General features: G+C 60.2%; 21 protein-coding genes and 2 pseudogenes. 11 read left to right on the top strand and 12 right to left on the bottom strand.

Features of this window, described 5'->3' with window-relative positions; genetic code table 11:
• Positions 1 to 229 precede the first annotated feature (229 nt).
• Positions 230 to 1,129, top strand: coding sequence for an ArdC family protein (locus V4T21_RS09260; RefSeq protein ID WP_309207457.1), 900 nt, complete (start codon positions 230 to 232; stop codon positions 1,127 to 1,129).
• A gap of 137 nt (positions 1,130 to 1,266) precedes the next feature.
• Here V4T21_RS09260 and V4T21_RS09255 read toward each other — a convergent pair whose 3' ends face one another.
• The 7 genes from V4T21_RS09255 to V4T21_RS09225 all read right to left on the bottom strand — a co-directional run bounded on the left by V4T21_RS09255 (position 1,267) and on the right by V4T21_RS09225 (position 9,031).
• Positions 1,267 to 2,004, bottom strand: coding sequence for a hypothetical protein (locus V4T21_RS09255; protein ID WP_220305765.1), 738 nt, complete (start codon positions 2,002 to 2,004; stop codon positions 1,267 to 1,269).
• Positions 2,001 to 2,285: a hypothetical protein gene (locus V4T21_RS09250; protein WP_220305764.1), complete on the bottom strand. Its 285-nt coding sequence runs from the start codon at positions 2,283 to 2,285 to the stop codon at positions 2,001 to 2,003. The genes V4T21_RS09255 and V4T21_RS09250 overlap by 4 nt, the downstream gene beginning before the upstream one ends.
• Positions 2,275 to 3,033, bottom strand: coding sequence for a hypothetical protein (locus tag V4T21_RS09245; RefSeq protein WP_332715750.1), 759 nt, complete (start codon positions 3,031 to 3,033; stop codon positions 2,275 to 2,277). The genes V4T21_RS09250 and V4T21_RS09245 overlap by 11 nt, the downstream gene beginning before the upstream one ends.
• Entirely contained in the window at positions 3,026 to 5,689 is a 2,664-nt protein-coding gene (gene mobF / locus V4T21_RS09240) for a MobF family relaxase (protein WP_220305762.1), read from the bottom strand. The genes V4T21_RS09245 and mobF overlap by 8 nt, the downstream gene beginning before the upstream one ends.
• Positions 5,690 to 5,822: 133 nt before the next feature.
• On the bottom strand, positions 5,823 to 7,580 hold the full coding sequence (locus V4T21_RS09235) for a type IV secretion system DNA-binding domain-containing protein (protein ID WP_309207455.1): 1,758 nt from the start codon (positions 7,578 to 7,580) through the stop codon (positions 5,823 to 5,825).
• Positions 7,573 to 8,163, bottom strand: coding sequence for a hypothetical protein (locus tag V4T21_RS09230; protein ID WP_220305760.1), 591 nt, complete (start codon positions 8,161 to 8,163; stop codon positions 7,573 to 7,575). Before V4T21_RS09230 ends, V4T21_RS09235 begins: the two co-directional genes overlap by 8 nt.
• Positions 8,156 to 9,031: a hypothetical protein gene (locus V4T21_RS09225; protein WP_332715743.1), complete on the bottom strand. Its 876-nt coding sequence runs from the start codon at positions 9,029 to 9,031 to the stop codon at positions 8,156 to 8,158. The genes V4T21_RS09230 and V4T21_RS09225 overlap by 8 nt, the downstream gene beginning before the upstream one ends.
• Positions 9,032 to 9,890: 859 nt before the next feature.
• On the opposite strand from V4T21_RS09225, the gene V4T21_RS09220 reads away from it, so the two are divergent.
• Positions 9,891 to 10,211, top strand: coding sequence for a DUF736 domain-containing protein (locus V4T21_RS09220; RefSeq protein WP_220305758.1), 321 nt, complete (start codon positions 9,891 to 9,893; stop codon positions 10,209 to 10,211).
• Between the two features lie 62 nt (positions 10,212 to 10,273).
• On the opposite strand, the gene V4T21_RS09215 is transcribed toward V4T21_RS09220, so the two are convergent.
• Both V4T21_RS09215 and V4T21_RS09210 read right to left on the bottom strand, forming a co-directional pair.
• Entirely contained in the window at positions 10,274 to 11,938 is a 1,665-nt protein-coding gene (locus tag V4T21_RS09215; RefSeq protein WP_220305757.1) for a hypothetical protein, read from the bottom strand.
• 474 nt (positions 11,939 to 12,412) lie between these two features.
• The gene (locus tag V4T21_RS09210) at positions 12,413 to 14,038 is read right to left on the bottom strand and encodes a DUF3987 domain-containing protein (protein WP_332715738.1); all 1,626 of its coding nucleotides are present in this window, start codon (positions 14,036 to 14,038) and stop codon (positions 12,413 to 12,415) included.
• Between the two features lie 848 nt (positions 14,039 to 14,886).
• Here V4T21_RS09210 and V4T21_RS09200 point away from each other — a divergent pair.
• From V4T21_RS09200 to V4T21_RS09180, 4 genes and pseudogenes are all read left to right on the top strand, one after another.
• Positions 14,887 to 15,668: pseudogene (locus tag V4T21_RS09200) on the top strand (IS5 family transposase).
• An 87-nt stretch (positions 15,669 to 15,755) separates the two neighbouring features.
• Positions 15,756 to 17,012: an IS701 family transposase gene (locus tag V4T21_RS09195; RefSeq protein WP_332715732.1), complete on the top strand. Its 1,257-nt coding sequence runs from the start codon at positions 15,756 to 15,758 to the stop codon at positions 17,010 to 17,012.
• A gap of 387 nt (positions 17,013 to 17,399) precedes the next feature.
• Positions 17,400 to 18,440, top strand: a complete 1,041-nt coding sequence (locus V4T21_RS19185; protein WP_421952992.1) for an aldehyde dehydrogenase family protein — start codon at positions 17,400 to 17,402, stop codon at positions 18,438 to 18,440.
• Positions 18,437 to 19,345, top strand: coding sequence for an EamA family transporter (locus V4T21_RS09180; protein WP_332715730.1), 909 nt, complete (start codon positions 18,437 to 18,439; stop codon positions 19,343 to 19,345). Before V4T21_RS19185 ends, V4T21_RS09180 begins: the two co-directional genes overlap by 4 nt.
• Positions 19,346 to 19,681: 336 nt before the next feature.
• On the opposite strand, the gene V4T21_RS09175 is transcribed toward V4T21_RS09180, so the two are convergent.
• A complete protein-coding gene (locus V4T21_RS09175; RefSeq protein WP_332715728.1) occupies positions 19,682 to 19,834 on the bottom strand; it encodes a hypothetical protein in 153 nt (50 codons plus the stop codon).
• 128 nt (positions 19,835 to 19,962) lie between these two features.
• A pseudogene (locus V4T21_RS09170) lies at positions 19,963 to 20,067 on the bottom strand (ATP-binding protein); the annotation flags it as partial.
• Here V4T21_RS09170 and V4T21_RS09165 point away from each other — a divergent pair.
• The 5 genes from V4T21_RS09165 to V4T21_RS09145 all read left to right on the top strand — a co-directional run bounded on the left by V4T21_RS09165 (position 20,044) and on the right by V4T21_RS09145 (position 23,142).
• Positions 20,044 to 20,490 carry an alpha/beta fold hydrolase gene (locus V4T21_RS09165; RefSeq protein WP_332715848.1) on the top strand — a complete coding sequence of 149 codons (447 nt, stop codon included), beginning with the start codon at positions 20,044 to 20,046 and terminating at the stop codon, positions 20,488 to 20,490. The pseudogene V4T21_RS09170 and the gene V4T21_RS09165 sit on opposite strands and share 24 nt — an antisense overlap.
• 5 nt (positions 20,491 to 20,495) lie before the next feature.
• Positions 20,496 to 20,636 carry an alpha/beta fold hydrolase gene (locus tag V4T21_RS09160; protein ID WP_332715726.1) on the top strand — a complete coding sequence of 47 codons (141 nt, stop codon included), beginning with the start codon at positions 20,496 to 20,498 and terminating at the stop codon, positions 20,634 to 20,636.
• 52 nt (positions 20,637 to 20,688) lie between these two features.
• The gene (locus V4T21_RS09155) at positions 20,689 to 21,333 is read left to right on the top strand and encodes an MFS transporter (protein WP_332715723.1); all 645 of its coding nucleotides are present in this window, start codon (positions 20,689 to 20,691) and stop codon (positions 21,331 to 21,333) included.
• 74 nt (positions 21,334 to 21,407) lie between these two features.
• Positions 21,408 to 22,229, top strand: coding sequence for an MFS transporter (locus tag V4T21_RS09150; protein WP_421952990.1), 822 nt, complete (start codon positions 21,408 to 21,410; stop codon positions 22,227 to 22,229).
• A gap of 262 nt (positions 22,230 to 22,491) precedes the next feature.
• Positions 22,492 to 23,142: a fumarylacetoacetate hydrolase family protein gene (locus V4T21_RS09145; RefSeq protein WP_220307389.1), complete on the top strand. Its 651-nt coding sequence runs from the start codon at positions 22,492 to 22,494 to the stop codon at positions 23,140 to 23,142.
• An 88-nt stretch (positions 23,143 to 23,230) separates the two neighbouring features.
• On the opposite strand, the gene V4T21_RS09140 is transcribed toward V4T21_RS09145, so the two are convergent.
• A complete protein-coding gene (locus V4T21_RS09140; RefSeq protein WP_240549621.1) occupies positions 23,231 to 24,649 on the bottom strand; it encodes a hypothetical protein in 1,419 nt (472 codons plus the stop codon).
• Positions 24,650 to 25,033 lie beyond the last annotated feature (384 nt).

Here is a 25,033-nt window from a genome sequence, read left to right as displayed (position 1 = left end):
ATTCATCTTCATGGGCGTCGCTTTCTCTCTCCAGCTTTCCGTCTGACCGCCGCGTGTGTCGCGGCCTTCCTTCGTGGCTTTCCTGGCCGAACCCTCCGCCCTCGCAACGGCATGCGCCGTCTTTTCGCTTCGCCCGCCCCTTTCGGGGTGCAAGGGCCGTCTGGCTCAGCCTCTTCGGTCGCCATCAGGCCGCGCCGATCGCGGCTCCAGGCAACGAAAGGAGAGACCCATGCCACGCACCCAAAAATTCGATGTCCATCAGGAGATCACCAACCGCATCGTCGATGCGATCGAGACCGCCGAAGACTTCCGGCTCCCATGGATCAAAAGCACGGCCGGCAGCTTTGCCCGCCCCGTCAACATCGCTTCGAAGAACCCCTACAATGGCGTCAACATCGTCAGCCTCTGGGTCGCAGCGTTTGTTGCTGAATACCCGTCCAACATCTGGGGCACGTATCGGCAATGGCAGGACAAGGGCTGCCAGGTCCGCCGCGGCGAGAAATCCGCGCTCGTGGTCTTTCATAAGACTCTGTCGGTTGAAGAGACCAACCAGGAGACCGGCGAAACCCAAGTCGGTGAGCGGTTCATTGCCCGGGCCAGCTCCGTGTTCAACGCAGCACAGGTTGAGGGCTTTGAATGTGCGCCAGAGACACTTCCAGACGGACCGCTATTCGATCCGATCGAGAAGGCAGAGCAGTTCGTTGCCGCCACCGGTGCAGTCATCGACGAGGGTGGCGAACATGCATGCTACATTCCCGGCTATGACCTGATCCGAATGCCGGATCGCAAGCGCTTTGTGGGCACAAATACAAGTGGGGCACGCGAGGCCTTTTACGCGACGCTTTGCCATGAGCTTGTACACTGGTCAGGCGCAAAATCCAGACTCGATCGGGATCTTTCAGGTCGCTTTGGCAAGGAAGCCTATGCTGCCGAAGAGCTGATTGCCGAACTTGGTGCAGCATTTCTGTGTGCCGATCTGGGACTGACGCCCACGCCCCGCGCCGATCATGCCAGTTATATCAAATGCTGGCTGGCCATTCTCAAAAACGACAAGAAGGCGATCTTTTCGGCTGCCGCCAAGGCATCCCAGGCTGCAAACTGGCTCTTGGTGCATGGCCAGGCGGGATAACCCCTTGCATCACAGTCGGGCACCCTGCGCCATTCCATTCCCGGGCTCTTGCCTCTGGAATGGTTAGGCTGCAGGACAGTCAACAACATTGCCAAGGTCATTGCATATGCAATCTTGCACCGTATTCCATTTTGCCCTCATCGGTCGACACGAGAACGACCCCGGTCGCCGCCAAGGAGATACTGCGGAATCGCTGGAACGACGGATCGCAGCGATCCCTGGGCGCATTGGGCTTGCAGCATGTCGGGGTCAATATTGGCAATATCGGTCCATTGGTTGCGATACCAGAACTCTATGTGCTGTGAAGGGATGCTGACGTGCTCTCCCGAGGCAAGCGCGACAACGTGGGCCAGTCCGAAAGGGGTAAGCTGGGGATTGAGATCGGGAATTATAGTGCCTAAGGGCAAGTGCGAGCGGTGTACGCGTGAGATCACCGGGATATGTTTCAGTTCGTACGACTTTAGCTCACCGGTAACATTTCGGGCATGATCCATTTCCATGTAGGAAAAGTCCCGGATATGGGTGAGCTGGAATTCACGCACCAGATTGTGATTGTCCCAGAAATAGATGGCGCGAAGGCTCGACCCGGTGCGCGTCATGCGATCGAGCTTTTCCATGATCGCATCGATATACGCTTTGTTGGCGTCACGGTGACGCAAAATATTGTCCAGCGGGATTCTGTATCCATGACCGTCAGCCTTAATGCGGTCCGGAAGCCAGTCTCCAAAGCTATGAAGGTAGTCGACTCGATAAACATAGCGCTCATCGGCACAGTACCTTCTCGGGCGAAACCGTTCGTAATCGAGGGGCGAAACTTTCGGCGGCATGTCTACAAGCGGAAATGGACATCTTGGCAGGGCAAAGGTGAGGGTCATTCGCTGTCTCCGGTTATGTCTTGTGGGTTGGTTTGTCGTGTGTTTGCTGATCCGGCCCGCAACCTTGCCCTAAGTTTGGCGAGCACTTCCTCATCCGCCTTGGCCTCGGCGAGCTCCCTTTCGAGCCGGCGCACGATGGGGACAAAGGCTGCGGCATTTCTGCCGGCCCGTTCCACGACCAGTGCAAGGCGGTCAAGATATCGTTCGCAATGGTCAACATCACGGGGGATGGTTTTGGTCGGCGGATTGTTGGGCCTAAGCTTTGCGTCATCAGCGCTCATGGCTGAGACCTAGCGCGGCTCGCGCTGCAGATATCTGGCAGGCTTTGTGGGCACCCTGATCTGGCACCTGAACATGCTCGAGAGCACACGGGCGGAGATAGTCGGGGGTGGAAGCCCGCGTCCCTGAGCGGCTCAGGATCTGGGCGAGTAGGACGTGGCGCTCTCCGTCCTGGACCGGCCGCTCCCGATCGGTGAGCAAACGGGCCGCTTTTGCGCCGGTATCGGGCTCTGTGGCATCAAAAAAGACCTCGAGCCCATGCCTGTGACGGCAGGCCACGACAAGGATGTCGTGGCGGTCCATGGATGTATCAGAGATCAGAAAAGACTGGTCGGTCGTAAGGCCCTGAGACCCGCAACTGGTGGTCGCGCATGCGTGGGCAAGCTGGGCGCGACCCTCCACTTTGGCACGCACAATCAGCGTTCCGGTCAGATCGGTCGTGACATCGAGCACGCGCCCGGCCGTGCCATGGATGACCCCGAGTTCATCCTTGCGCGCGAGATATCGGATGTGATCACCCGCCGCGAGAGCGAGCTGATGGGTTTGACCCGAGGGGGATACGGCATCTGACCGGCACAGGTCAGACTGGCCAAGCTCGTTTTTGGCGCACAGTGATTCGCGGGCGCAGGCACTGATCGCTTGGACTTTGGCGTTGGTCTTGGCCATCATCAGGGTTGAGCGGTCCGCGTGGGCGGACCGTTCGACCATAGGCGATACTGACTTGCGGCGCTTCACGTTTGCCTCAGTCAAGGCTGATCTCCCTGACCTGCACGCGCTTTCTGGCGTCATCCTGTTGCGCTTGCTCCCGCGACGCTGACAGGAGGGGAAGCGGAACCTGCGGCTCCATCTGCGGCGCGAAATCCTGGGTGGTGCGCTTGAGTCGTGCCCGCGCCAGTTGCGTCGCCAGAAAGTCCAGACGCTCATCGAACTCTTTCGCCTCACCTCGTCTGCGCTCGCTGAGTGGCAGGCTGGCCTTCAGACTGGTTTCGACCGCCCTACGATCGATGACGAGCTGGGTCTGGGCACGGGCCCGGCTGGCGGACACATAGATGTCGTGGCGATCCATGCCTGGCGTCACCCAGACGACAGCCTGGTCGACGGTGGTTCCCTGGGCGAGATGGATGGTGCTGGCATAGGCGTGGGCAAGCTTTGCGCGTCCCTGTTCGTCGGCGATTTCGTCAGGCGAGAATCGGACGCGGCCATTCTGGGTCGCAACGGTCAATTCGACGCGCGTTCCGCTACGAATAGATTCGATCCGGCCTTCCGTACCGTTGACGATCTCACCGCCGTCCAGCGTTGCGCGCGTGAGGAAGCGCACACGATCCCCCTGGGCCAGCGGCAGGGTTACTTCCTGATGCGATGCGCTCACAGCTGGCAGGAGCAACTCGGCTCCGACGATCTGGCCCCGGTCGCGTAGACGCCTGCGCACTTCAGTCGATATCGCTCGGACCTGCGCGTTGCTCTTGGCAATGATCAGTGCAGAACCGTTTCCCGCGCCGACCCTGGTCTGCTCCCAGGCATCGACGAGGGCTTTGACGGTGGCGGCAGCACCATCGGCTTCGAGGACTAGTCCTCGTTCGCGATATGCCGCAAGCGCCTCGCGCGCGCGGCCCTTGCCAAAATGAGTGATGGCATCGCGAGCCCATTGCTCGTGTTGGCGAACGATCTCATCGACTTTCGAACCCGACATTGCGTTGGCGACGAGCCGCAAGCCAGAACCGGCGCCCACGCTCTGCAACTGGTCGCGATCCCCCACCAGGATCAGACGGCTGCTGCTATCGCCGTTTGCCTGCGCCTCGCTAAAGGCTCTGAGCAGGGCGTGCATCTGACGGCTCGAGAGCAGACCGGCCTCGTCAACGATGAGGACCGTACCGGCGGTGATGAAGTCGCCACCGGTCCGGGCGACGGCGAGCCAGGAGTCGATGGCACGGGCTTTGATCGCAAGATCATTGCGTAGGGCATTGGCGACTCGCCAGGCCGTGGCGCCGGCGATGACGCGATGGCCTGTTTCCTGAAGAGCCTCGGTCACTGCCTCGAGCAATTTGGTCTTGCCAGACCCCGGTGCCCCCTCGATGATATGGATGACCTGCGCGGTAAGGGTTGCCCGTGCGGCCGCTGCCTGTTCGTCATTGAGTCCATGCTCGGTCACCAGCTCGTCGACGCGTCCGGCATCAAGCGCTGCGCCTGGTATGGCAGTCAGCTCGCGCACCATCTGGCCGATCTCGCGTTCGATCCGGAGCATTTCGGGGGTGGTCAGGATTTCCTGGCCGAACCGGTCACGGTCAAGCACGACATATTCCCCCTCAGCGATCATTCGATCGACTTCGGCAGCCACATGACGTGGGTCCTCACCAGTGCCAACGTAAGCCGACGCTACTGCGGCATGCAGATTCCGCCGTTCGAACGTTGACTCGTGCTCCGTCAATGCTCCGGCAATCTGAGCAAGGCGGTCCGCAAGGCTTTCCTTGTGTTCCGGCTGAGCGAGGCTCGTCGCGATCAAAGTAGTTGCGTCATATCCCTGTTCGGTAACGCGGTCGCGCCAGCCAACATGCCGATCCTCGGCCTGATGCTGCTGCTTGATCTTGCGCGATTTGCGTGCGACTGAGGCCGCGACCGAGGGCGCATCCATGCTCTGCATGCCGATGGCAGCAAGTTCGTCCGCAATCTCATTCCGGCGCGCCGAGAAATATTTAATGAGATCGGCGGGAACGCCGCGGATTTCGAAAAGGCCGTTCTTGCCTGTTAGCTCGATCTTGAAACCAAGTCGCATGAGCTCGAACGCCAACACGGCATGATACTGAGCACCCATGGCCATTTTCCAGGCAAACAGCGCCGTTCCGTCGAGGGCTCCAAAGCCCCCATTCTGACGCGGGCCGGCGTTAATGATCACGGTATGCGTATGAAGGTTTGGGTCCTCAAAAACCCGTCCGTCCGTGTGTTCGGCTGGACGTGATTCGCCATGCTGGAAGCTGGCGACCGTTAAGCGGGTTTTTTCCCGGTGGACACCGTTGCGTCCGAACCGGCAAAAGGCAGCGTATTTTTCGGCGATTTCGATCGCTTGAGCGACTGCCTTGGCCTGGGCGTCTTCCAGCCTGGCGCGAAAGTCATCATCGGCCATCGCCCACAAGAGGGCGAAACTCTTGGGCGCCGAGAACGTCGCATCGTATCCGCCGATGCGGCGACGGGGGCCGCCGACGCCGACGGTGGACAGGAGGGCTGAACCGTCCGGACGCAAGCCGGCATGCAAGAGCTCAAAAGGCTTGGACTCAACAATGCTGCCGACCGAAAGCAAAAGTCCCCCGGCGGTGAGAATCCACCGGCCTGCCGGTTCCCGCCCACCGACGTAGTATTCAGTTGTCTCGGTGTAATATTGGGCGGAGGTGCCCGCCGCGATTGTTGCAACCATTTCGCCTGCTCCCTTTCACAGGCGAAACTAGAGGGACTGAAATCCTGGCTTCCGGGCACCCCCTCCACTTAACGGCGCAGCCGCAAACCAAAATCCCCGGCCACACCTCAAATAAGCTGCATCGCTCCTCACGCTAAAGGCCAGGCCAATCGCTGAATTTCCATTCCACAACATAGACATCGTCGAGCCCAATGACCGCAGCGCGGATCGATTTGCCGCCTCGCCAGTCAATTGTCAGCCCCAGCGTTCTGGTCATCTGACTGGCGGAAAACGCCGCGACCTGATGAAGCGTCTGTGTCTCATCCTTTCCTGACCTGATTGCATAGGTTGCGCTTCCCACCATCGAGGTGGAGATGCGCTCGGCGCTCTTGCCCGGTCGTACCTTGCAGACAATGACTTTGCCAAAATTCTCGGTCAGGGCTTCGGCCGCTGCAGGCGACATTTTTTCTTCCAGCTGTGCCTGGCTTTGTGCACTTGCTACCACTCTTATGCCGCGGGACCGTCCAAGCGACGCCAGATCCGAAACATCCTTGGCCGCGGTACCGATGCGCGGGAGTTCGTCAGCAAATATCCATATGCCGTGATCGATGTTATCTTCGAGATGGCGGCTCAGCAGATCGCTCGAGACCGCTCGTACCATGGCGGCAAGAAGGCGTCCGGAAAGCTCGCGGTTTCCCAGATCGTGGCGTAGGATAAGGACGCGGCGTCCCTTGCCCGTAATCCAGGCTCTCAGTGACACTCTTGGCCAGCCTTCGGCTTCCAGATCGGCGCAGGTCTGAACGAGATCATCAATATGTGAAACCATATTGAAGAGCGTCGAGAGTGCCATCGACGACGGCTCGCCATCGCGACCGCGCAGCATTTCGGCAACTTGTCGCATGGTCGGCGCGAGTTCGGCGGCAATTTCTTCAACCGGGCGAGAAATGGACTGTCTAATTTCGGTCCACCCCCAGCTTCTGCCCCGGGACTGGACCAGCTTGACGAGTAAGGCGGCGAGCAGCAGCCGTGAAGCAGCAGACCAAACGGGATCCTTGGACGCCGGAATTAGCAGGGCAGCGACGCGCGATGCAGTCATGCGGCTCGTAACATCCCCGCCGATAGCCCAGATGCCGCCACCGGGTTCCATGCCCACGACATTAGCCACTGTTTTGCCGAAAAGACGCACCATTCGATCGATGAGGTTGCCTTTGACATCGACGCAGAGGAGCCGGTCACCGCGCTCGATCGCCTGCCGCATCAGCCCTTCCGCGATTACGCTCTTGCCCGATCCCGGCAGTCCCAGGATGAACATCGATTCATGCTCCGCCCGCCGGGGCAGGAAAAGGCCCGGCGCCAATTTCACACCACGACCGGCCTCAGCGACAAGTCTGCGCAAATGATTGGAGGCGCCTGCGACGGCATCACTGAACCAGCGCACCTGCGGGCCGTCGACCCAGGTCGCGCGGCGGCGATAGGGCGCCCGGTTCACCACATGGCGGAATACCAAGATTGCAGCCGCCAAGCTCGCCGCTGCCGTGCCCGACAAGCGGAGCGAAATATCGGCCAGCAAATCCCATTCAACAAGTCGAGCGGGCAAAGCCAGAACAAAGCTGATCGGATAGGCGAGCCATAGCATACCATTGAACGGCAGCATTATCAGACGCTCGACAGGATTGGCGGCGTCTGCAAGTTTGGGAGTCGCATCCATGGCGGCAAGACCGATGATGGACAACAAGCCTTCATGGCCGAGGACCATTATAGAGGCAGCTGTCGAGTTCCAGCCATAGACCGGCAGGACACCGAATAAAAAAGCGGCGACAATCAGGCCTATGAGGACAGAAGCGCCAAACGCGGCTCGACGGCCCGGCCAAACGTCGGGCACCGGCGTGAGGTCGTGATCTTTGTTACTCATTACTGCCTCCCGAACGGCTAATACGAACGAGCGTGCCCCTAGGCAGGGGTTCGTAGGGGAAAAGAGTTGGGTTGGCGGCGGCAAGCACCGCCGGCGGCATGTCCACGAGCACGGCAACCTGATCAATGCCAAGACCATCGGTCCGAACTTCAAAGCTGCAGCCATCGCTCCAGCGATCAAGACGCTGGCAAAGGCCCATCTGCTCAGATGAGAAGAGGCCAACGTGATAAAGACCCCAACGGACGGGACGTTCGACGGCCACAGCGGTCACGGTCAGGGCGACGATGCAAATCACAGCCTCGATCAGCAATTGGATGAGCGAGGGAATGCGTTTGGTCCTGTTCGAACTGGATGACGCGGGGGGCGTGATCTGGCCAGACGCAGCGCCGACGGTTTCGTTCGCCTGCCCCATCGCCGCCGCGCGCAGCTCGCGACCGATTCGCTTCAGCGTCGAAGCTGGCAATTTGGCGATCTCTTCTGGCGACAATCTTGACACGTTCCGGCGCAGGAAGAGACGCGCGGCCTTGCCGCGCGCTCCGTTCCGGGCGATCCGCCCCATCAATTTGGCAGGGATGCTAGCCATTGGACCTCTCCACGTCGAAGCCGACAATCTGACCCAGACGCGGCCAGACGTATCCGAGGAAGTCTGAGACGTCCGCCTGAACCGCCACAGCCATGGCGCGCGACAAACCGAGGCGCGTCATCAGTTCTTCGTCGGTCGCCATGACCGCATCGATGAATGTCATCCCGGCGGATTCGAAGAGCGGCCAGGCGCCTTCCGCCACTGCCGGCAACTGCAGATGGCGCCGGCCCTTCATGGCAGGCTGGATGCGCTCGGCGAAGGTCTTGTGGGCGGGGCTCGTCGTCGTAAAGCGGAAATTGCCGCCATATGCATTAAGGACAGGTACGATCTCGGCCGCGGGATGGACCTGAATCAGGTCATCGATCATCGCCGCAGTCTGCGTCATCGCGCTGTTGTCCGCCGTCGTTACCGCCAGCGCCACCACTTTCACGCCCTTGTCGGCCAAATGACGGTCGAAGCGGGCGCGGGCGACGAAATGGAGCAGTGCACTTGTGTTATGGCCGGCGCCGACATCAACCACCAGCACACCGTTGCTGGCAACGATCTCCTCAATCTTATGTTCCAGCGGTTCGAAAACACGCACGGACGCAAGCAGGTCCGCGCGAAGGTCTTCCGCCGATGGCGCCGCGATCGTGGTCGTCAGCTCCGGATAGAGAGCCGGAAGTGTGGGCGCGCGATCGATCTGAACGATCGAAACATTACGTCCGGCGGCCAAGCAGCCGTCGATCGCCAGGCGACCGACCGTTGACTTGCCGATTCCGCCCTTCGGGCCCAAGCAATAGGCGACGGTCGGAACTTCGACGGCAGATGCCGTCTGGCCCTGGGTCGGAGAGACCGGCGGCTTGCCGGTGGTATTCTTGCTGCTCATGATTTGCTCCTTGAGCGTTGATGACGCCCACGAGAAAAGCACGCTGAAAAATGTCTCTTCCGGGCACCCCCCCGAGTTAAACGTCAGGGGTGTTCGGGTCAGGAGTTTTTGTTCCAAATTTTGCGGCAGAACGCTGCGGAATCAGGGGATTGCATGTGTCGCGCCAGATTGTCTTCTGGGGCATTGCGGGGGACCCGGCGCGCCCCGCGCGGGAAGCTCCCTGCCAAAACTGACAAAATTACCAAAAATATCGCGAACGCCGTCAGTGTCAGATATGCCTAGGCAATTAGGCAATGGCAGGCAAACGGTGTTTTCCCGGCGGCTCGCAAATTATCCGATACGACCAGCTGCTGTTGCTACTGGCACCCTGATGTCGCCCCATATCGGCGATGTTCCCCATGCCCGAAATAGGATGGATCCGATGTCCCCAAATTGATCCAACCCGTTCAAGCCTGCATTTTAGGTGTCCTGGCCTTGCGACTACTTCCGTCAAATCGTCGGAGCCCAAAATTCCGGTTGCGTGCAATCGCTTGCCAAAAACCTCGGTGGCGATTTTGAAAGCCGGGGGAGCCCCATACATTATCCTTGTTCTACCGCCGACCCGGCTGAATGTGTCCTCTTTCTGGCCTGATCTGGACTCGAATCGGCTTCGCCTCGACCGTCTTGCCGCAACTGCGCCGCCCGACTTTCTTCCCCTGACGGCCTATGCCGCCATTCCTCGCGAGGCAAGAAAGACGGTCCTCGCTGTCCTCCGTTTCACTCCGGTCGCCAAAGCGATGCGTCGCCGGTCGTTCGTGTCCCCAAGATCGCCATCGAGGCCGCAATCAGGCGGTCCGAAACCAGACCAAGGAGATTTCAAATGGCAACCATCGGTACCTTCAAAAAGACTAACTCCGAGTTCGTCGGTGAGATCGCTACGCTGAACCTTCAGGCCAAGAACGTAAAAATTGTTCCCGAGACCACCTCGACCAACAACGATGCCCCCTCGCACCGCCTCTTTGCGGGCCGCGTCGAGATCGGGGCAGCGTGGACGAAAAAGTCCAACGAGGGCCGAAGCTACCTTTCAGCCAAGATCGACGATCCGAGCTTCGCCGCCCCGATTTTCGCAAATCTCTTCGATGATGAAACCGGCGCTACCGCCAGCCTCGTCTGGTCTCGCCCGAACCGCAAGCCCAGCTAGATCAACTCAGGGCCGCTCCGTCGGGGCGGCCCGAAGATCCGGCCAACGCCAATAGCACGCCTTTATCCAGCGTCCTCGTTCACAATAGCGCTCACTGTCTTCCAGAGCAGCCAAGCGTCTCCCGATGTATCGAGCGCTGTGAGAACAGCCTCAATGACTGCGTCGTGGCGCTGAGCCCCCCAAGCCATTATCGCCGGATAATGCTGCAACTTCATTTGATATCGTTCGAGTTCGCTCGGAACATCGGGCACGCCGTTCGGCAATCCTCCAGATCGTCGCTTGATGTCGGACTTGTAAACAACGCCCTCATCAAATCGAGCACCGAGTTCGCGATACCAGTCGAGCGTCGGATTGGCGATCTTCTCGAGCATTTCATTTCTTAATGGGCCGTAATTGCCACCGCGGTCGAGCAACTGCTCATGATAGGCAAAGAACATTTCGGTGAGAGCACGCAATTTCACCGAATTGTCGCGAAGTCTCCAAAGTTGTTCCAGCGTGCGGCGGCGCCCTTCGTTGAGGCGACCGGTGGTGTCTCTAATGTCTTCGGAAATTCGCATAACGGGCGAGCCGCGATCGAGGTAATGCGCCTGTAATGGCCCTGGAAGATCTTCATCTGCGTCGTCTGGATCAACCAGATGGGCTTCTGGAATATCAATGCCATGCGCACGCAACCGACCTTGGAGTATGCCGAACACCCGGCGCGCATGCTGAGCACCCTCCAGAACCAGGTCTACGGCCTCCTGCTTCAAATCGCCCTTTATGTCGTCGGGCATGAGGATATCGGGCAAGCTTTCGCCATTTCGGGTCGGTGCGAGTACCTCGAACAGCGCAATGCCAAATTCTGCAAATGGATTGGGCTTGGTCCAGCTGGCAATCGTTTCATGGGACTGATTGTTTCTGTTTCGATCCGTCATGGCAAACTCGATCTCGAGAAAGCGGGCAGCGCGGCGTGCAGTGACCGCGAGGTTCTTACGGGCACCTTCTTGGCCTGCCAGCAAATTTCTCACAGATCGCAAGCTCTGAAACACTCCACCCATAAAAGGTTCGGCATTCTCGATTGCTTTACGCGGCTGATCGTCCAGGTGCCAGGTGACCGGATCGGTGCGGAGAACGGCAGGAGCTCCAAACTTACTCGCAAAAGCAAATTTCCGCTTGAGCTTTCGTGCATTGGATTTTCCGTCATCGGTCAGATGGGAAGGATCGTGAAAACCGAATACCGTTTCGTCATGCTCCTCAGGCACGCCCTCATTCAGATCAACGTTCGTGCCGCCCAAAGGGCGGAACTTCAGGTCCTTGCGTTGTCGACCGTCCGGTGGCTCGACATGTGAGACAAGAACCGGGCCGAGTGCGCCCTTTTGTGCGAGAGCGTTTATGACATCGCTCGTAATTGGACGGTCGCGGAGTTTTGGCTGCTTGCTGCCGGGCACCATATCCCAGCCGAGGATTTCGCCAATTCGCTCTAACTGCTCGATCACACCAAAGCGACCGCGCGGTCGCGAACCAAGTTTGGCGTTCTCAGCCTTGGCCGCGGGCTCAAGCGCAAGATTCCAGTCAATCGCTGACGCGATGTAGGTGGCGAGCAGATCCGAGCTTTGCGAAAGACCCATCGTGCGCCGATGCTGGCCCATTCCCTCAAAGACCGCTGTCGCGTATTGAGCGAAGTGCTCTGCCTCGCCTCTCGCGAGGGGCGTGTTTTGAATGAGATCAGAAATATCTGTGGCATCCATGGCGCGTCCTTTTTGGCAATTTTATCGACATGGGTTTCTATTCTTCGTATTCGGCCGATGGGCTTTTATTGAATTTGCGTGCTTCTCTGAGCCTGTCTGCCAGCCTGCCAGAAGTCGACATGTGCGTGACCGTGCTATTTCCAGACCGCGCAGGCATTGGAAGCGGCTTCGGAGAAGCGCTAGGCAAGGCCTGTGAGCGGGTCGGCTTCACCTTGTTTCGGCGATACACCGCATTGACCTGACGCCAAGACAGTGGGGCCCCGTCCTTCTTGGTAATTCCCGCACGCGCAAGCGCCGCTGCAATAGATGGCCACGTGACACCCTGCGCTACGAGGCTGTCAAAGGCATCCAGGCGTTGCCGAACGACCCGTTCGAAGGGAACGTCACCCGGCCAGTCAACGAGAAGTTCGTCGTATCGTCCTGCCATAATTGCACCTTTGGTATACGAGGGGGGCGGTGCCGCCCCTCTCAAACTTACTTCCGCGCCATCGCCAGAAGGGCGGGGTGGACGATCCAGTCGCTCGAGGGCCGACCGCGCCCGGGGCGCTGCGGAGCCGGCCTTAACACTCCGCGCTGTTCGAGTTCTTCGATCGCCTCTCGCACGGCCAGCGCCTGGGTCACCGGCGAGCCGCGACCACGCATGATATCCGCACGAGCGTTGACCATCGGCTTTCCGCTACGCGCGAGAAAACGCGCCAGGGCGGCCGCGTCCGAAGGTTTCGTATCGCTGGCGGCGAATACGCGTTCCGCCATAGGCAGGATATAGGTGTCGACGATCGCGATAGCGCTCGTCATGGCGTCGGCACTCACCACATCCGGTAGGCCGGACTTCCCTTCCATCACATGCGTCGCGATCTGCAGGATACCCGCCAGGCGGAGCGCATACTGTCGCCCACGCCCCAATGCCGAGGAAAACAACTCGCTGCTGAACATCTGGTCAGTTGTCCACTTCTTGGCGGCCATCTCCAAGGGCGTCCGAGCATCGGCCGCAAGCGGCACCGCGGCCGAATACCCATGTTCGTTGGCCGCGGGCTGGATACCCTGCAAAGCTGAGAGGACGCCCGCCAAGTCGTCGATCGGACCCGGATTATCTCCGAGTGCCGCAGAGGGCACAACATCGGGATGGACCCAGAAGAAGCGCGCGGCAAAGCCATCATCGCCGTGTCGCATGAGATACGACAAGCGGCCCGGCTGCACAGCTCCCAGCACGCTTAGCAGCAGCTCCGGGATCAGCTTCCGACCTTCCGACTTTGTACTCACGACGACGGGATTTCCATCGAAGCCCTGCAGAAAAAGTCCACGCGACCTGGCCGGCTGGCTCGATGACAGATAACCGATCGCGCCCGAGAGCTCATGAGTGACCAGCATGCGCCCGGACCGGTCGGCGCTCAACTCCTCGATCAATCCCGGCCCGGTCGTTTCGGTCAGCAAGAGCCTCCCACCCCGTGGTCCCTCTCGGTAATCTTCAGGCGCTTCGAACTCCACGGCCAAACGTTCCGCAACCTTCGCACGGATTTTTACGTTGAGGCGATCGAGAGCCGCGTGGCTTGCGGCCATGGCCGCACCGCTCACGCTTGCTGTCAGATCACCGTCCAACGCGCGCAAGCGCGTCTCGACCATGCCGATCGCCTGACTCTTGCCCGTCGAAGGCGCTCCGACCAAGGCAACGTAAATGGCCAAGGGCTCAAGAGTGCCATCGAAAAGCTGAACGCGAGCACGGTTGCCAATGGCTCCGGACAAGGCCGCCAGAATGGCGAAGGCGACGAAGTCCACGACCAGGCGCCGCGCCAGCGCCAGCTTGGCAACGAGCTCTGCCAAGGGCTCGGGCAGTTTCTCGATCGGAAACACGGGAGCCGGCGCGGCGCGGCTAGGATCAAGGAAGCTCCAGTCGATTTCGACCGCCCAGCCGTCCGAGTCGACACTTTCAACTTTATTGTCGTTCATTTCCGCGATCGCAAACGGACTGATGGGCGCCTGCGCCACGGCCGGCACCGGAGACGGTGCGTCAGTCGACTGCTGCGGCAGATCGTTCTCGATCGTCGAGCTCAATTCCGTATCGGCCGCCGCTTTGCTGGCCGACTTCTTGATGGTCTTACGCATGATACATTCTTTCTCCACGCCATCCGTGGTCGAGAGCACTGGCCCAGCGCGATTCGTCGGGCCTGTCCTCTTCGTATCCGCGCAAACAATCCCGCCTCCGGGTACCCCCCCTACTTAAGCTCGTGCCGAAGGCATTTCCGGGGTTTTTCTTCTTTCTTGGACTGTAGCCGGCTGCGTCATCCCGCTCATGGCCTGCTGACAGAATTGACAAAATTGACAAAATGGAGCGCGAGCATCTCACTTTAGTCGATGTCGTCTCGGTACAGAAAGATGCCGGCCCGCATTGGGCAATTTGACAAAATTGCCAAAACTTTGGTGGGAAGCAGTAACTTCAGATGGACCAGTCAACGAATGTCAACAAAGGTAAACGTTGACGAAAGTTGATTTTTGTTGACCTCACACCTTTGCACCTGCAGGTGCCACACCTTTTGCTCTGGTTTGACTGAACATTACAGCATTTGGTCGCTGCGGTCATCTGTCCGGCCCTTTGTGTTGCAGCGTTCGATTTCTGCATGGCCTTGATGGCAGTTCGCTGATCCGGTCTCAATCACTGTGGCCTGCTCGAGGCGCATGCACAGATACGGGCTCTCCGGATCATCGGTGTCGACCCCTCGCCATTACGTCTGACGTGACGGATACCGAAGGCGACCTGCGAAGGTGTGACACGGCCCACCATGCGGTTCGGCAAATTTGTCATGTTGGCAAAAGCCGAAATGTGAACCCGGCTGCAGAGCGCCTCTCAACGGCAGCACAGCTCTCGCTGAGTGACTACAATTAGGTCCTGTTGACAAAAGGGATTCCCAAATCGCCGCGTGACTGATTCAAGGCTTCCTTTCATGGAGGCATTTTTGGCTCGTGGCGATCTGACGGATAATGAGTGGGCACTGGTGGGGGCGCTGTTGCCGTCCGAGCGCGGTCGATGGTCTCGACCCGCCCAGGACAACCGCCGCTTTCTGAATGGCATGCTTTATGTGTTGCGTGTCGGCTGCCCTTGGCGCGACATGCATGAGCGCTATGGCAAGTGGAACTCGGTCTATGTTCGGTTCCGGCGCTGGGCCGAACAAGGCGTCTGGGATGCCTTGCTGGAAACGCTGGTCGAACTCGGGCTCACCGACGACTGGCAGCACATGATCGACAGCACCACAGTGCGCGGCCACTCTCAGGCAGCGGGCGTAAAAGGGGGACTCATAAGGAGGGTTTTGGTCGAAGCCGCGGCGGCTTTACGAGCAAAATCCACGCCCGCGCAGACGGTCAGGGACGCCCTCTTGGCTTTATCCTCACAGGCGGCGAGACCTCCGACTACAAAGCGGTCGGTGACCTGATCGCCTTGCCGGTTGCCAAGCCCAGGCTCATGCTGGCTGACAAGGGCTATGACAGCGACGACGTCCGCGCCAGCCTGCTACTCAAGGGGATACTGCCGGTCATCCCGCCAAAGGCCAACCGCAAGCAGGCCATCACCTGCGACTTCCGGGCATACAAGGACCGCAACCGCGTCGAGCGCATGTTCAACAAGCTCAAGCAGTTCCGGCGTATCGCAACCAGATACGACAAGACCGCCGTCTCTTTCCTGGGCTTCCTGGCTCTCGCCGCTGCGAAGTTATGGATGCCGACTTATGTCAACAGGGCCTAGCACTACTTTGGCAGAAGTGTGATTTTCGGGATTCCCTCGGCGTGTGATGCGTGATTCATAGGGAGCCAGCTTTGATGGAGGCTGGCGATGGAAGCAGACTGGCAGGATGATCTGGAACGGTGGCTCGAGCCGTATCTGCGGGATCTGGGCAACAAGACGCGGCGGCGGATGTGTCCGGCCTATATTGCTGGTTTGATCGGCCCCGGCGACCGCAAGAGCATCCAGCCCATGGCGGCACGCGTGGATGCACTCAGCTACGACCGTCTGCATCATTTCATCGGCGCAGGCCTGTGGGATAGCGCCCCGCTGGAAGCGACTTTGTGGCAGCAGGCAGATGAACTGGTCGGCGGCGCCAAGGCCTGGCTGATCATTGACGACACGGCGCTGCCTAAGAAGGGCAAAGCATCCGTTGGCGTTGCGCCCCAATATGCTACGGCGTTGGGCAAGAACGCGAACTGCCAGACACTGGTGTCGATGACGCTGGCCTCAGGGGAGGTGCCGGTCATGCTGAGCTTGCGGCTGTTCCTGCCGGAAAGCTGGACCAGCGATACGGCCCGGATGACTAGGGCCGGCGTGCCCGAGCCTTTCCAGAGCTATCGCACCAAGCCCGAGATCGCCATCGAGGAAATCGACCGAGCGATCGCCGCCGGGGTTCGCTTCGGCTGCGTACTGGCAGATGCTGGCTATGGTCTCTCGGCGCCGTTCCGGCAGGCCTTGAGCGCACGGGATCTTTGCTGGGCCGTTGGCATTCCCCGGCACCAGAAGGTCTACCCTGCAGACGTGCAACTGATCTTCCCGGTGGCGGACCGCGGGCGACCGCGTGTTCGGCACGTGCCCGACCTTAAATCCCGCGCCGCACACGCCATGCTCGAAAATGCAAAGTGGCGTCAGGTCAGTTGGCGCCGAGGAACAAAGGGGCGGCTTGCGGCGCGCTTTGCCGCCGTTCGTGTACGCATCGCCGACGGGCCGCCGCAACGGATCGGTTCCGCCGGGGCCCAGCACATGCCCGGCGAGGAAGCCTGGCTGGTGGGTGAGCATCGCTCAAACGGCGAGCGGAAATACTATCTCTCGAACCTACCAGCCGACACGCCGATCCGGGATCTGGCCGGCGCGATCAAGGCGCGCTGGATTTGCGAACAGGCACATCAGCAACTCAAGGAAGAGCTTGGCCTCGACCACTTCGAAGGGCGGTCCTGGACGGGGCTGCATCGCCACGCACTGATGACGATGATGGCCTATGCCTTTCTGCAGAATAGAAGGCTCGCTCAGGCGGGGCGGAAAAAAAAGACTCTCCGGGCCACCGCCTCAGCCGAGCATGCCGGCAGTTCGACAAGCCATCCTTGATCGCCTGTCGAGACCGCCGCCCGGGCAATGCCCTCAGTGCGGTTGCTCCCTGCCAAGCGCGATACCCTCACTTCTGCCAAAGTAGTGCTAGGCTACCGCGTTCGCACACAACGTGCGAGAACATATGCGAACACTTGCGTCGCCGGAAACGGTTCTGTTATTCCCCACTGCTCGAACTACTGCTTCAGCGGTCTAACTCGGAGACGCCAAACCACCAGATGTGCGAGGCAAGCAGCGCCACGCTCCTTCAAGAATTGCAGATACTTCGCAGCCTAATCATTTCTTCGCATAACGATTGGAACGGGTGGGAATGCGCAATGTTATCGACAACGGAAGGCTGACACTCTAGGGATAGGTTAAGGAGCTGGGCGGAGCGCATCATGCAAGGTGGTCGGCAAGAGACGTCGTGAGAAGTTCTGGACCAAATTCTGCCGGAGCATCGATCCTTCTTCTATGGAGCGACTGGCATTCGCCACTCCACAGTTCGTCCATCGATACGTTCGACCCCGGCCGCGGCATCGTGCTGGCCGCCTCGCCGAGGCCAGGAATGCGGACGTCGACCGTGCGGTCGCCGCGGCCAAGGCGGGATTTCCGGTCTGGCGCGACGTCGCTCCCCTGGAACGCGCACGCATTCTCAAGGAGGTCGCGCGACTGCTTAGGGCGAATGCGCGCGACCTTGCCACGATCGACGTCGCAAACTGCGGCAATCCGGTGACGGAGATGATCGCCGACGCCAATATCGTCGCAGCGCAACTCGAATTCTTCGCCGGTCTTGTGACCGAGATTAAAGGCGCGTCGATCCCGATGGGACCGCACGCGGTGAATTTCTCCATGCGTCAGCCGCTCGGCCTCATCGCGCGGATCATCGCCTTCAATCATCCTTTTATGTTCTGCACAGGCAAGATCGCCGCGCCGGTGGCTGCCGGCAATTCGGTGATCATGAAGTCGCCGGCGGAGTCAAGCCGGGCATCCCGACACGGCCAGGCGACCGACGACGACCGCCTGGCCGGCGGTTATTACCTCGAGCCCACAATCTTCGCCGACGTGACGCCGTCGATGCGGATCGCGCGCCAGGAAATATTCGGCCCCGACCTCGGCGTGCGACGTTGGGACGACGAAGCGGTGATGACCGAGCAGGTCAACGCGCTGGAATACGGCCTTACCTGCTCGATATGGCGCGCGCGAAATCAGCAAGGTGCACCGCACCGCGATGCGCGTAGAGGCTGGCTTCGTCGGGATCAACGAGGTCGCGAAGCATTTTCTCGGCGCCGCTTTCGGCGGCGTCAAGAATATGGGCATCGGCCGCGAGGAATGTCTGGACGAACTGACCACCTTTACCGTGGAGAAGAACATCCACATCGGCCTGAACGGACAACGAGAACCATGACGGCAGCTTGCCGCGACCATCCGTCGGAGAGCCCGTCGTGATCGGCGAACTGATGGCGCTCTTTTCCGCTTGCGCCTTCGCTGTGGGAAGCGTCGCCATCGCGAGAGCCGATCCGGCCGCGAGCGGGGAAGGTGGCGTGCTATTGTCGGTGCTGCTCACTGGCCTACTTTCGGCGTTGGTATGGCTGGTCGTCGGCCTGCCGCTCGAAACGGTGGCGAACGCACCAGGTATGGCGATGGTGTGGTTCTTCGCCTCGGGCATTCTCGCCACTGTCTGGGGCAGGCAGACGCTCTACAAGGCGATCCAGAATGCCGGCGTAATCCGCGTCTCGACCGTTCGCCGCCTGACGCCCTTCCTTTCGACCCTTCTCGGCTGGCTCATCCTGGATGAGACGATTGGTGGGCTGACGGGGGCGGGAATTGCCTTGCTGGCCGTCAGTTTCGCCCTGCTGGTCATCGAACGGCGCGACAGGAGCATGGCGGAAGAGACGGGCGCGAACGCGCCGCCCGACATCCCGCGCGGCTACATGTTTGGCATCATCTGCGCCGCATCCTACGCAGCTAGCTACATCGGCCGGAAATTCGGCCTCATGGCGCTGCCTGACGCATATCTCGGCGCGTTCGTCGGTTCGGTCGCCGCGCTCGGCTACTACGTCGCCGGCTGCGCCGTCAGCCCTTACTACCGCAAGGTTGTGGTCGACGCCTTGCGGCGGCCCGATCCCTGGCAGTTGCTCGCCGCCCTGTGCATCTCCGTCGGGCAGATCACCCAATTCATCGCGCTGACCTATACCGGCGTGACGCAGGTCGCCGTGATCAACTCGGTCGAGATCTATATCGCCGCCTACCTCGCCGTCGTCGTCTTCAAGACCGAGCGCATGCCGGCCCCCGGCATTCTTCTTGCGACCCTGCTGGCAACGGCCGGCGTGGTGATGGTCGCGGTCGGATAAGCAACTGTGTTGTTCAGTTTGTGTTTGGGGGCCATTGGGTTTGGTTTTTGATGATGGCATTGAGCCAGGTCATGAGCTTGTTGATCAGAGCGACAGGATGACCTTTCCGCGTGCGGCGAGCCTGTGTTTCATGGCGGCGAGACTTGGGTTGAAGCTGGCGCCGCTGAGGACGGCCATGTGGGCGACGTTGCGCACTGCGGAGCGTCCGCCCCCCGATCGTGCTGCGACCCTTGAATGCGCAGCTTTGCCGATCATAGGTGGCGACCCCGACAAGGGCGGCGATCTGGCCATGGGAGAGGCGGCCCAGTTCGGGCAGATGGGCCAAAAGTGTCCAGCTTAGGACGGGCCGACGTGGGGCACCGAGCGCAGGCGGCGGTCGATGTCGGCCATCTCGGGATCGGCGGCGACTATTTCGGCTAGGCGCGTTTCGAGCAGAACCACATCAGCTTTGATCGTGTTGATGCGTCGCGCGGCCATAAAGACCAGCATGGGTGTCAACGGCGGAGCAAAAACCGGCCATTGGGCGGCGCAAAACCAGGCCACTGGCGCTGCTGCGAGCGGGGAACGTCGGGAGGGCGTAGCCCGACCAGAGTTTTCCGCTCGCAGCGTCGGCGATCTTATTGGTGAGGGTTGGCGGTTTTTCGTGCCCGGCTTTGCGCGAGGCGATAGTTGTCGCCGTTCATCTCGAGGATGCTGACGTGGTGGGACAGTCGCAGGGCGCCTGGATCTCGGCCTTCATCGCCGTCACGCGCCCCGATCTGGTCAAGGGTCTGGTGCTGGTCGACAGCGCAAGTCTCACGCTTCCCGAGGGCGGCCTGAACCACGCGAATGTCGCGCAGCGCCATCACGAGATTTTCCTGCCCAACACCATGTTTCTCGAGGGCCTGAAACCGGATGCGGAAAGCGTGGTCCGACTGCTCCACACCATGGTTCACGACATGGCCAGTGTTCCGGACGATTTCATCGCCTACGGTATCGGCAGGGCGAAACACTGGCTTCCCATATGGGAAGATCCCTGGCGGGCATTCTGGGCCGACGGCGGTGTGAGAAACAGGCAGCAATATCTGCTTGATGGCGTCCATCTTCGCGAACACCTGCACAAGCTCAAATCCGCCCCGCTCATCATCTGGGCAAGGACACGGTGAAGGGCATGCAGTCGGGAATCGACCTGTTCTCCTCATTGCCCGACTCGGAACTGCACATCTTCGACAAGGCCAATCACTTCCTGTGGATCGACCAGCCGGAGCGGTTCAATCGATCTGTCGGCTCGTTCCTGATCTCGCGCACCTGATCGCCGAGCCGGTCTCATCTCGCATCCAACCTCACGCGAAAGGACCTGACGGATGTCAGCTGCCACACCTTCCGAGACGGCAAGTCCCCGCCAGCCGATCCGACTGATCATTTTTTCGGCGGCCTGCGTCCTGCTGCTCGCGTCTCTCAGCCAGACGAGCATTGCCACGGCCATTCCCGTTATCGTCGCCGATCTGGGGTCCGTCGAAAGCGTCACCTGGATCATGACGGTCTATCTGCTCGCCTCCACGGTCGGCGCGCCGATTTCGGGCAAGCTGGCCGATCTTTACGGGAGCAAGCCCGTTCTTCAGGCCTGTATTCTCGTCTTTCTTGCCGGCGCGGGAATCGGCGGTCTGGCCAGCAGCATGGGGGTGCTGATCTTCGGGCGCTTCATCCAGGGTCTGGGAGGCGGGGGGCTGATCGTCGTTGCCATGACCGTAGTGGCCGATGTTCTGCGCGAACGCGATCGTGGCAAGGCACAGGGAGTTGTGGGTGCCGTCCTGGGATTTTCGACCGTCTTCGGCCCTCTTTTGGGCGGTTTTCTGACCGAGCAGTTTTCCTGGCACTGGGTGCTTTTCATCAACCTGCCGTTCGGCGTCCTGGCGTTCAGGGCATCACTTTCCTGCTGCCCAAGGGCGGCAATCACGGCCGGCAGAAAATTGACTATCCCGGGGCCATTCTGCTCGCCATCACGCTGACCGGCATCGTTCTCTTCGCGAGCCTTGGCGGCACGGCCATTCCCTGGGCATCCTGGCCGAGCGTTGCGCTGGGCGTGGTCTGCGGCTTGGGCTTTCTGGGGTTCCTGTTCATCGAATCCCGGACCATTCAGCCGATTCTGCCTCTCGGCCTGTTTCGCATCAACAATTTCGTGGTGTCCAATGCCGTGCGCTTCATCATCGGCATGTCGATGTTTGGCATGATAACGTTCATCCCGCTCTACCTACAGGTCGTCAAAGGTTACAGCCCGACCGTTTCCGGCCTGCTGTTGCTGCCCCTGATGTTCGGATTCGTCGGCGGGTCCATCCTGTCCGGCATCTTCATGAGCCGGACGGGCCGCTACAGAATAGTGCCCATCCTGTCCATGCCCCTGCTGGCGGTCGGCGCGCTTCTGCTCGCAACCATCACCCCGGACACGAATGTGTGGATCCTGGGCCTCTATCTTTTGACGGTGGGCATCTGGATCGGCCCGGTCAACAGCATCGGCGTCGCCGCGATCCAGAATGCCGTTCCCGCGGGGGCGCTCGGCGTCGCGACGGCGAGCTCCCAGATGTTCCGCATGATCGGCGGTTCCGTCGGGGTCTCCATCTTCGGCGCGATTTTTGCCGCCGGGCTGTCGAGCCGGCTCCCCGGCGGCCTGCTGAACGATACGGGAAACACGGGTTTGCGCGCAATGTCGCCCCAGCTCATCTCCGAGCTTCCTCCGTCCTTGCGGGATACGGTCCTGGATGCGTTCACCGGTGCTCTCCATCCCATCTTTCTCTGTACGGCCGTTGCTGCCGTGCTGGCCTTTTGCCTGTCCATCATCCTCAAGGAAATCCCGCTCCCGGTCGATCGCCGGCGTGATCCAGACGCATATAATGGAAACGTGAAATGAAGATTCTCAGGTTCAACGACGATCAGATCGGTGTGCTCAATGCAAAAGCGGAAGTGGTCGATGTCAGCGATCTCGTCCCCATGCGCAGCGTCCGCGGTCCGCAGGGCGCTCTCGACTTCCTGATCGCGAATTTTCAGGAGCTGAAACCGGAAATCGAGAATCTGCTCGCCAGGGCGCCCGGCCAGACCCTTTCCGACGTGAAACTTCTTGCGCCGCTTCATCGCCCCTCGAAAGGTCTCTCGGCGTTCGCGAACTACGTGACATTCTCGGGTTCACGAAGGACCGCCTGCCGAACGAGTTCTTCCACAAGAGCAACGATCTGGTTGGGTCGGGTGGAAGGACCACATTGCCGGACATTGACGACGTCGTGGTCTTCCACGCTGAAGCGGAGCTTGCCTTCGTTATCGGCAGCGAGGTCCAGGATGTCTCTGCCGGAGATGCAATGGGCAAGGTTTTCGGATTCGTTCCGTTCTTCGACATCTCGGCGCGAGGATTGCATCGCAGGGGACAGTTCATCCCCAAGGGTCAGCGCGGATTTGCGCTGTGCGGACCCTGGATCACGACCGCTGACGAAATTCACGACCCGCACGAGCTTCGGGTGCGCTCGTGGCTGAACGGCGTGATCGCCCAGGATTTCTCGACGAATACCATGGCAAATCGAATCCCCGAGCAGATCGAATGGCTCTCCCGGTTCACCACGCTTCACGCCGGGGACCTCGTCACGACCGGCACCAACCATGAAGGGCTCAAGCCCATAAACGTGGGAGACAGCCTCGAGATCGAAATTGAGGGGCTGGGGCGCGCACGGTTCGGGGTCGACGGCAGCAGCCCCCACAAAACCGCGGCGTTCGTTCCGGGGCAGACAAGCGTGAAGCCGCTGGAAAAAGGAATGCTGATCAGCCGGGTCGATTGAGGCCCGTGGCGTCTACGGCGCGAATATCGATAAATCGCGCCGTGGGGAAATGGATGCGGGGAAATGCCCCGCATCGTTCTCCGGAGGCTTATTCTCCAGCTATCCAGGTACGATTGTACTCTTCAACGCGCCACCCGTCTTCCTCCATGAAGCGGGCTTCGCCAAGATCGAGCTCGGCAGCGACGGCATTCAGGGCCTCCGGCGACGTGTCCGGCCACTCGCCCGTTTCCAGCCGCTCCATCATGACCTCGACAAGAGCGGTGGTTTCGGACGCCTCGAAGCCGCAATGGTCGGTGAACTTGAGCAGCGACTGACGGTAGAGATCGGTCGTGCCCTTCTCTTCCACGAGCGCTTGATAGCCCTGCATCAGGCTATAGGGAATCGAGTTGTCGCCCAGGCTGTGCACGCGGATCGTAGGCACCTGCAGGTCCCCGTCCGCTGTTCTTCCGGGCTGGCTCCAGTAATCGAGCGCATAGTCGGACGCTGCGATGCGGGGCGCGGAATTGATGCGCTCGATGTCCTCGCCGATATCGAGGCCCGCCTCGGCATAAAGATGTTCGACAAGCTCCTTCATGATCGGCGATGCCGTATCGTAGAAGGCTGCGTAATCGATGCCCTCATTGCCTGAAAGCTGCTGGCCCGAGGCGGCATTCTCGAACATCACGCGCGATTGGCCGCCGACGGTGCCGGTAAGCCGCAATGCCGAAGGCACCAGTTGATCGGACAGTGCTTCGGAGGTGAGCGGATCGGGGAACGGCTGATCCGCAGCCTCCCAGGGGGACCATTGGCCGATCGCGAAGGCAAGGGCGAGGCGCGCCCGTCCCTCGGGAGTCTCTCCCAATGTCTCCACCGCGCTGCGCCATGAGGCCTGGATGTCGCCGATCGTCCTGCCGTCGGAGCCGGCGCCGTTCGGCATGTTGACGATGCGAAGGTCGCTCGCGGAGCCCAGGCCGGCTTCCTCATACGCGTCCGCGAGGAGCGTCTGCATGGCAAACCAGCCATCGAGGTAGCTGTTCATGATCCACACCGGTATATGCGCCGACAGAACGACCGCACCGTCTATGCGATCGGAGAAATCCTCGGCGGCGGCGAGACTGACGAATCCGGCTCCTGAGCAGCCGAACGCCAGCACCCACTCGGGATCGTACTGCTCCTCGAAAATCGTTTGAACGGCTTCGAGGTTATGTATTTCCCGCTGCGGATCATACTGCCACGGGCGCATGGGATGGCGCGCCAGACCCGCGAAGGCATAACCTCTGCTCAGCAGATCCGTAAAGCGCTCCGTCTGCGAATTCGCCGCATAGTCGAGATCGCGCAGGAGCACGCCGTTCCAGTCGGTGGGCACGCTGATCAGCCAGGCCGTGCCGTCGGGCAGGGTGCCGCTTATCTCTTCGATTTTCTGTGCTTGCGCCACTGGACTGGCGGCAAGCATTGCCAGCAACGCGAACGCCGCGGTGCCGCTCTTCAGATATTTGCGATAGCTCTTCTCAAGCGTGTCAAAGGTCACCTTATCTTCCTCCTGAACGAGCCAAACGCCCCGCCGGAGGGGTAAAACGTTTAGCTTCCTAACAAATCAAGACTACTTTTCAAAAGATAGTCTGTCAATGACAGTTCTCGTTCTGTATTTTTGAATGGGGGGAGTTCGTGTATAAATATATGTAGGAATCTTCATAGTATTTTGCAAAAATATATGGTTCCGGATGAGAGAATTACATCCTCTTTTCCAGATTGCATGCCGTGTCATGCGATGGCGGGGCCAGGGTTGCCTTGATATCCCCGGTTGTTGGGTGTCAATAATCGAAGCCTAAAACAGGCGTCGTTATAGCTTTTTCCGATCCATCATTCAGCGGTCCGTGCATACTGGGCTTCGAGGGCGAGGCGATGATGCCAA

It is taken from the genome of Pelagibacterium mangrovi (genome assembly GCF_036662815.1).
In the GTDB taxonomy this organism is placed as follows: Bacteria; Pseudomonadota; Alphaproteobacteria; order Rhizobiales; family Devosiaceae; genus Pelagibacterium; species Pelagibacterium mangrovi.
Note: the sequence above shows the minus strand (reverse complement) of the source record. Positions and strands in the feature narration are given on the sequence as shown.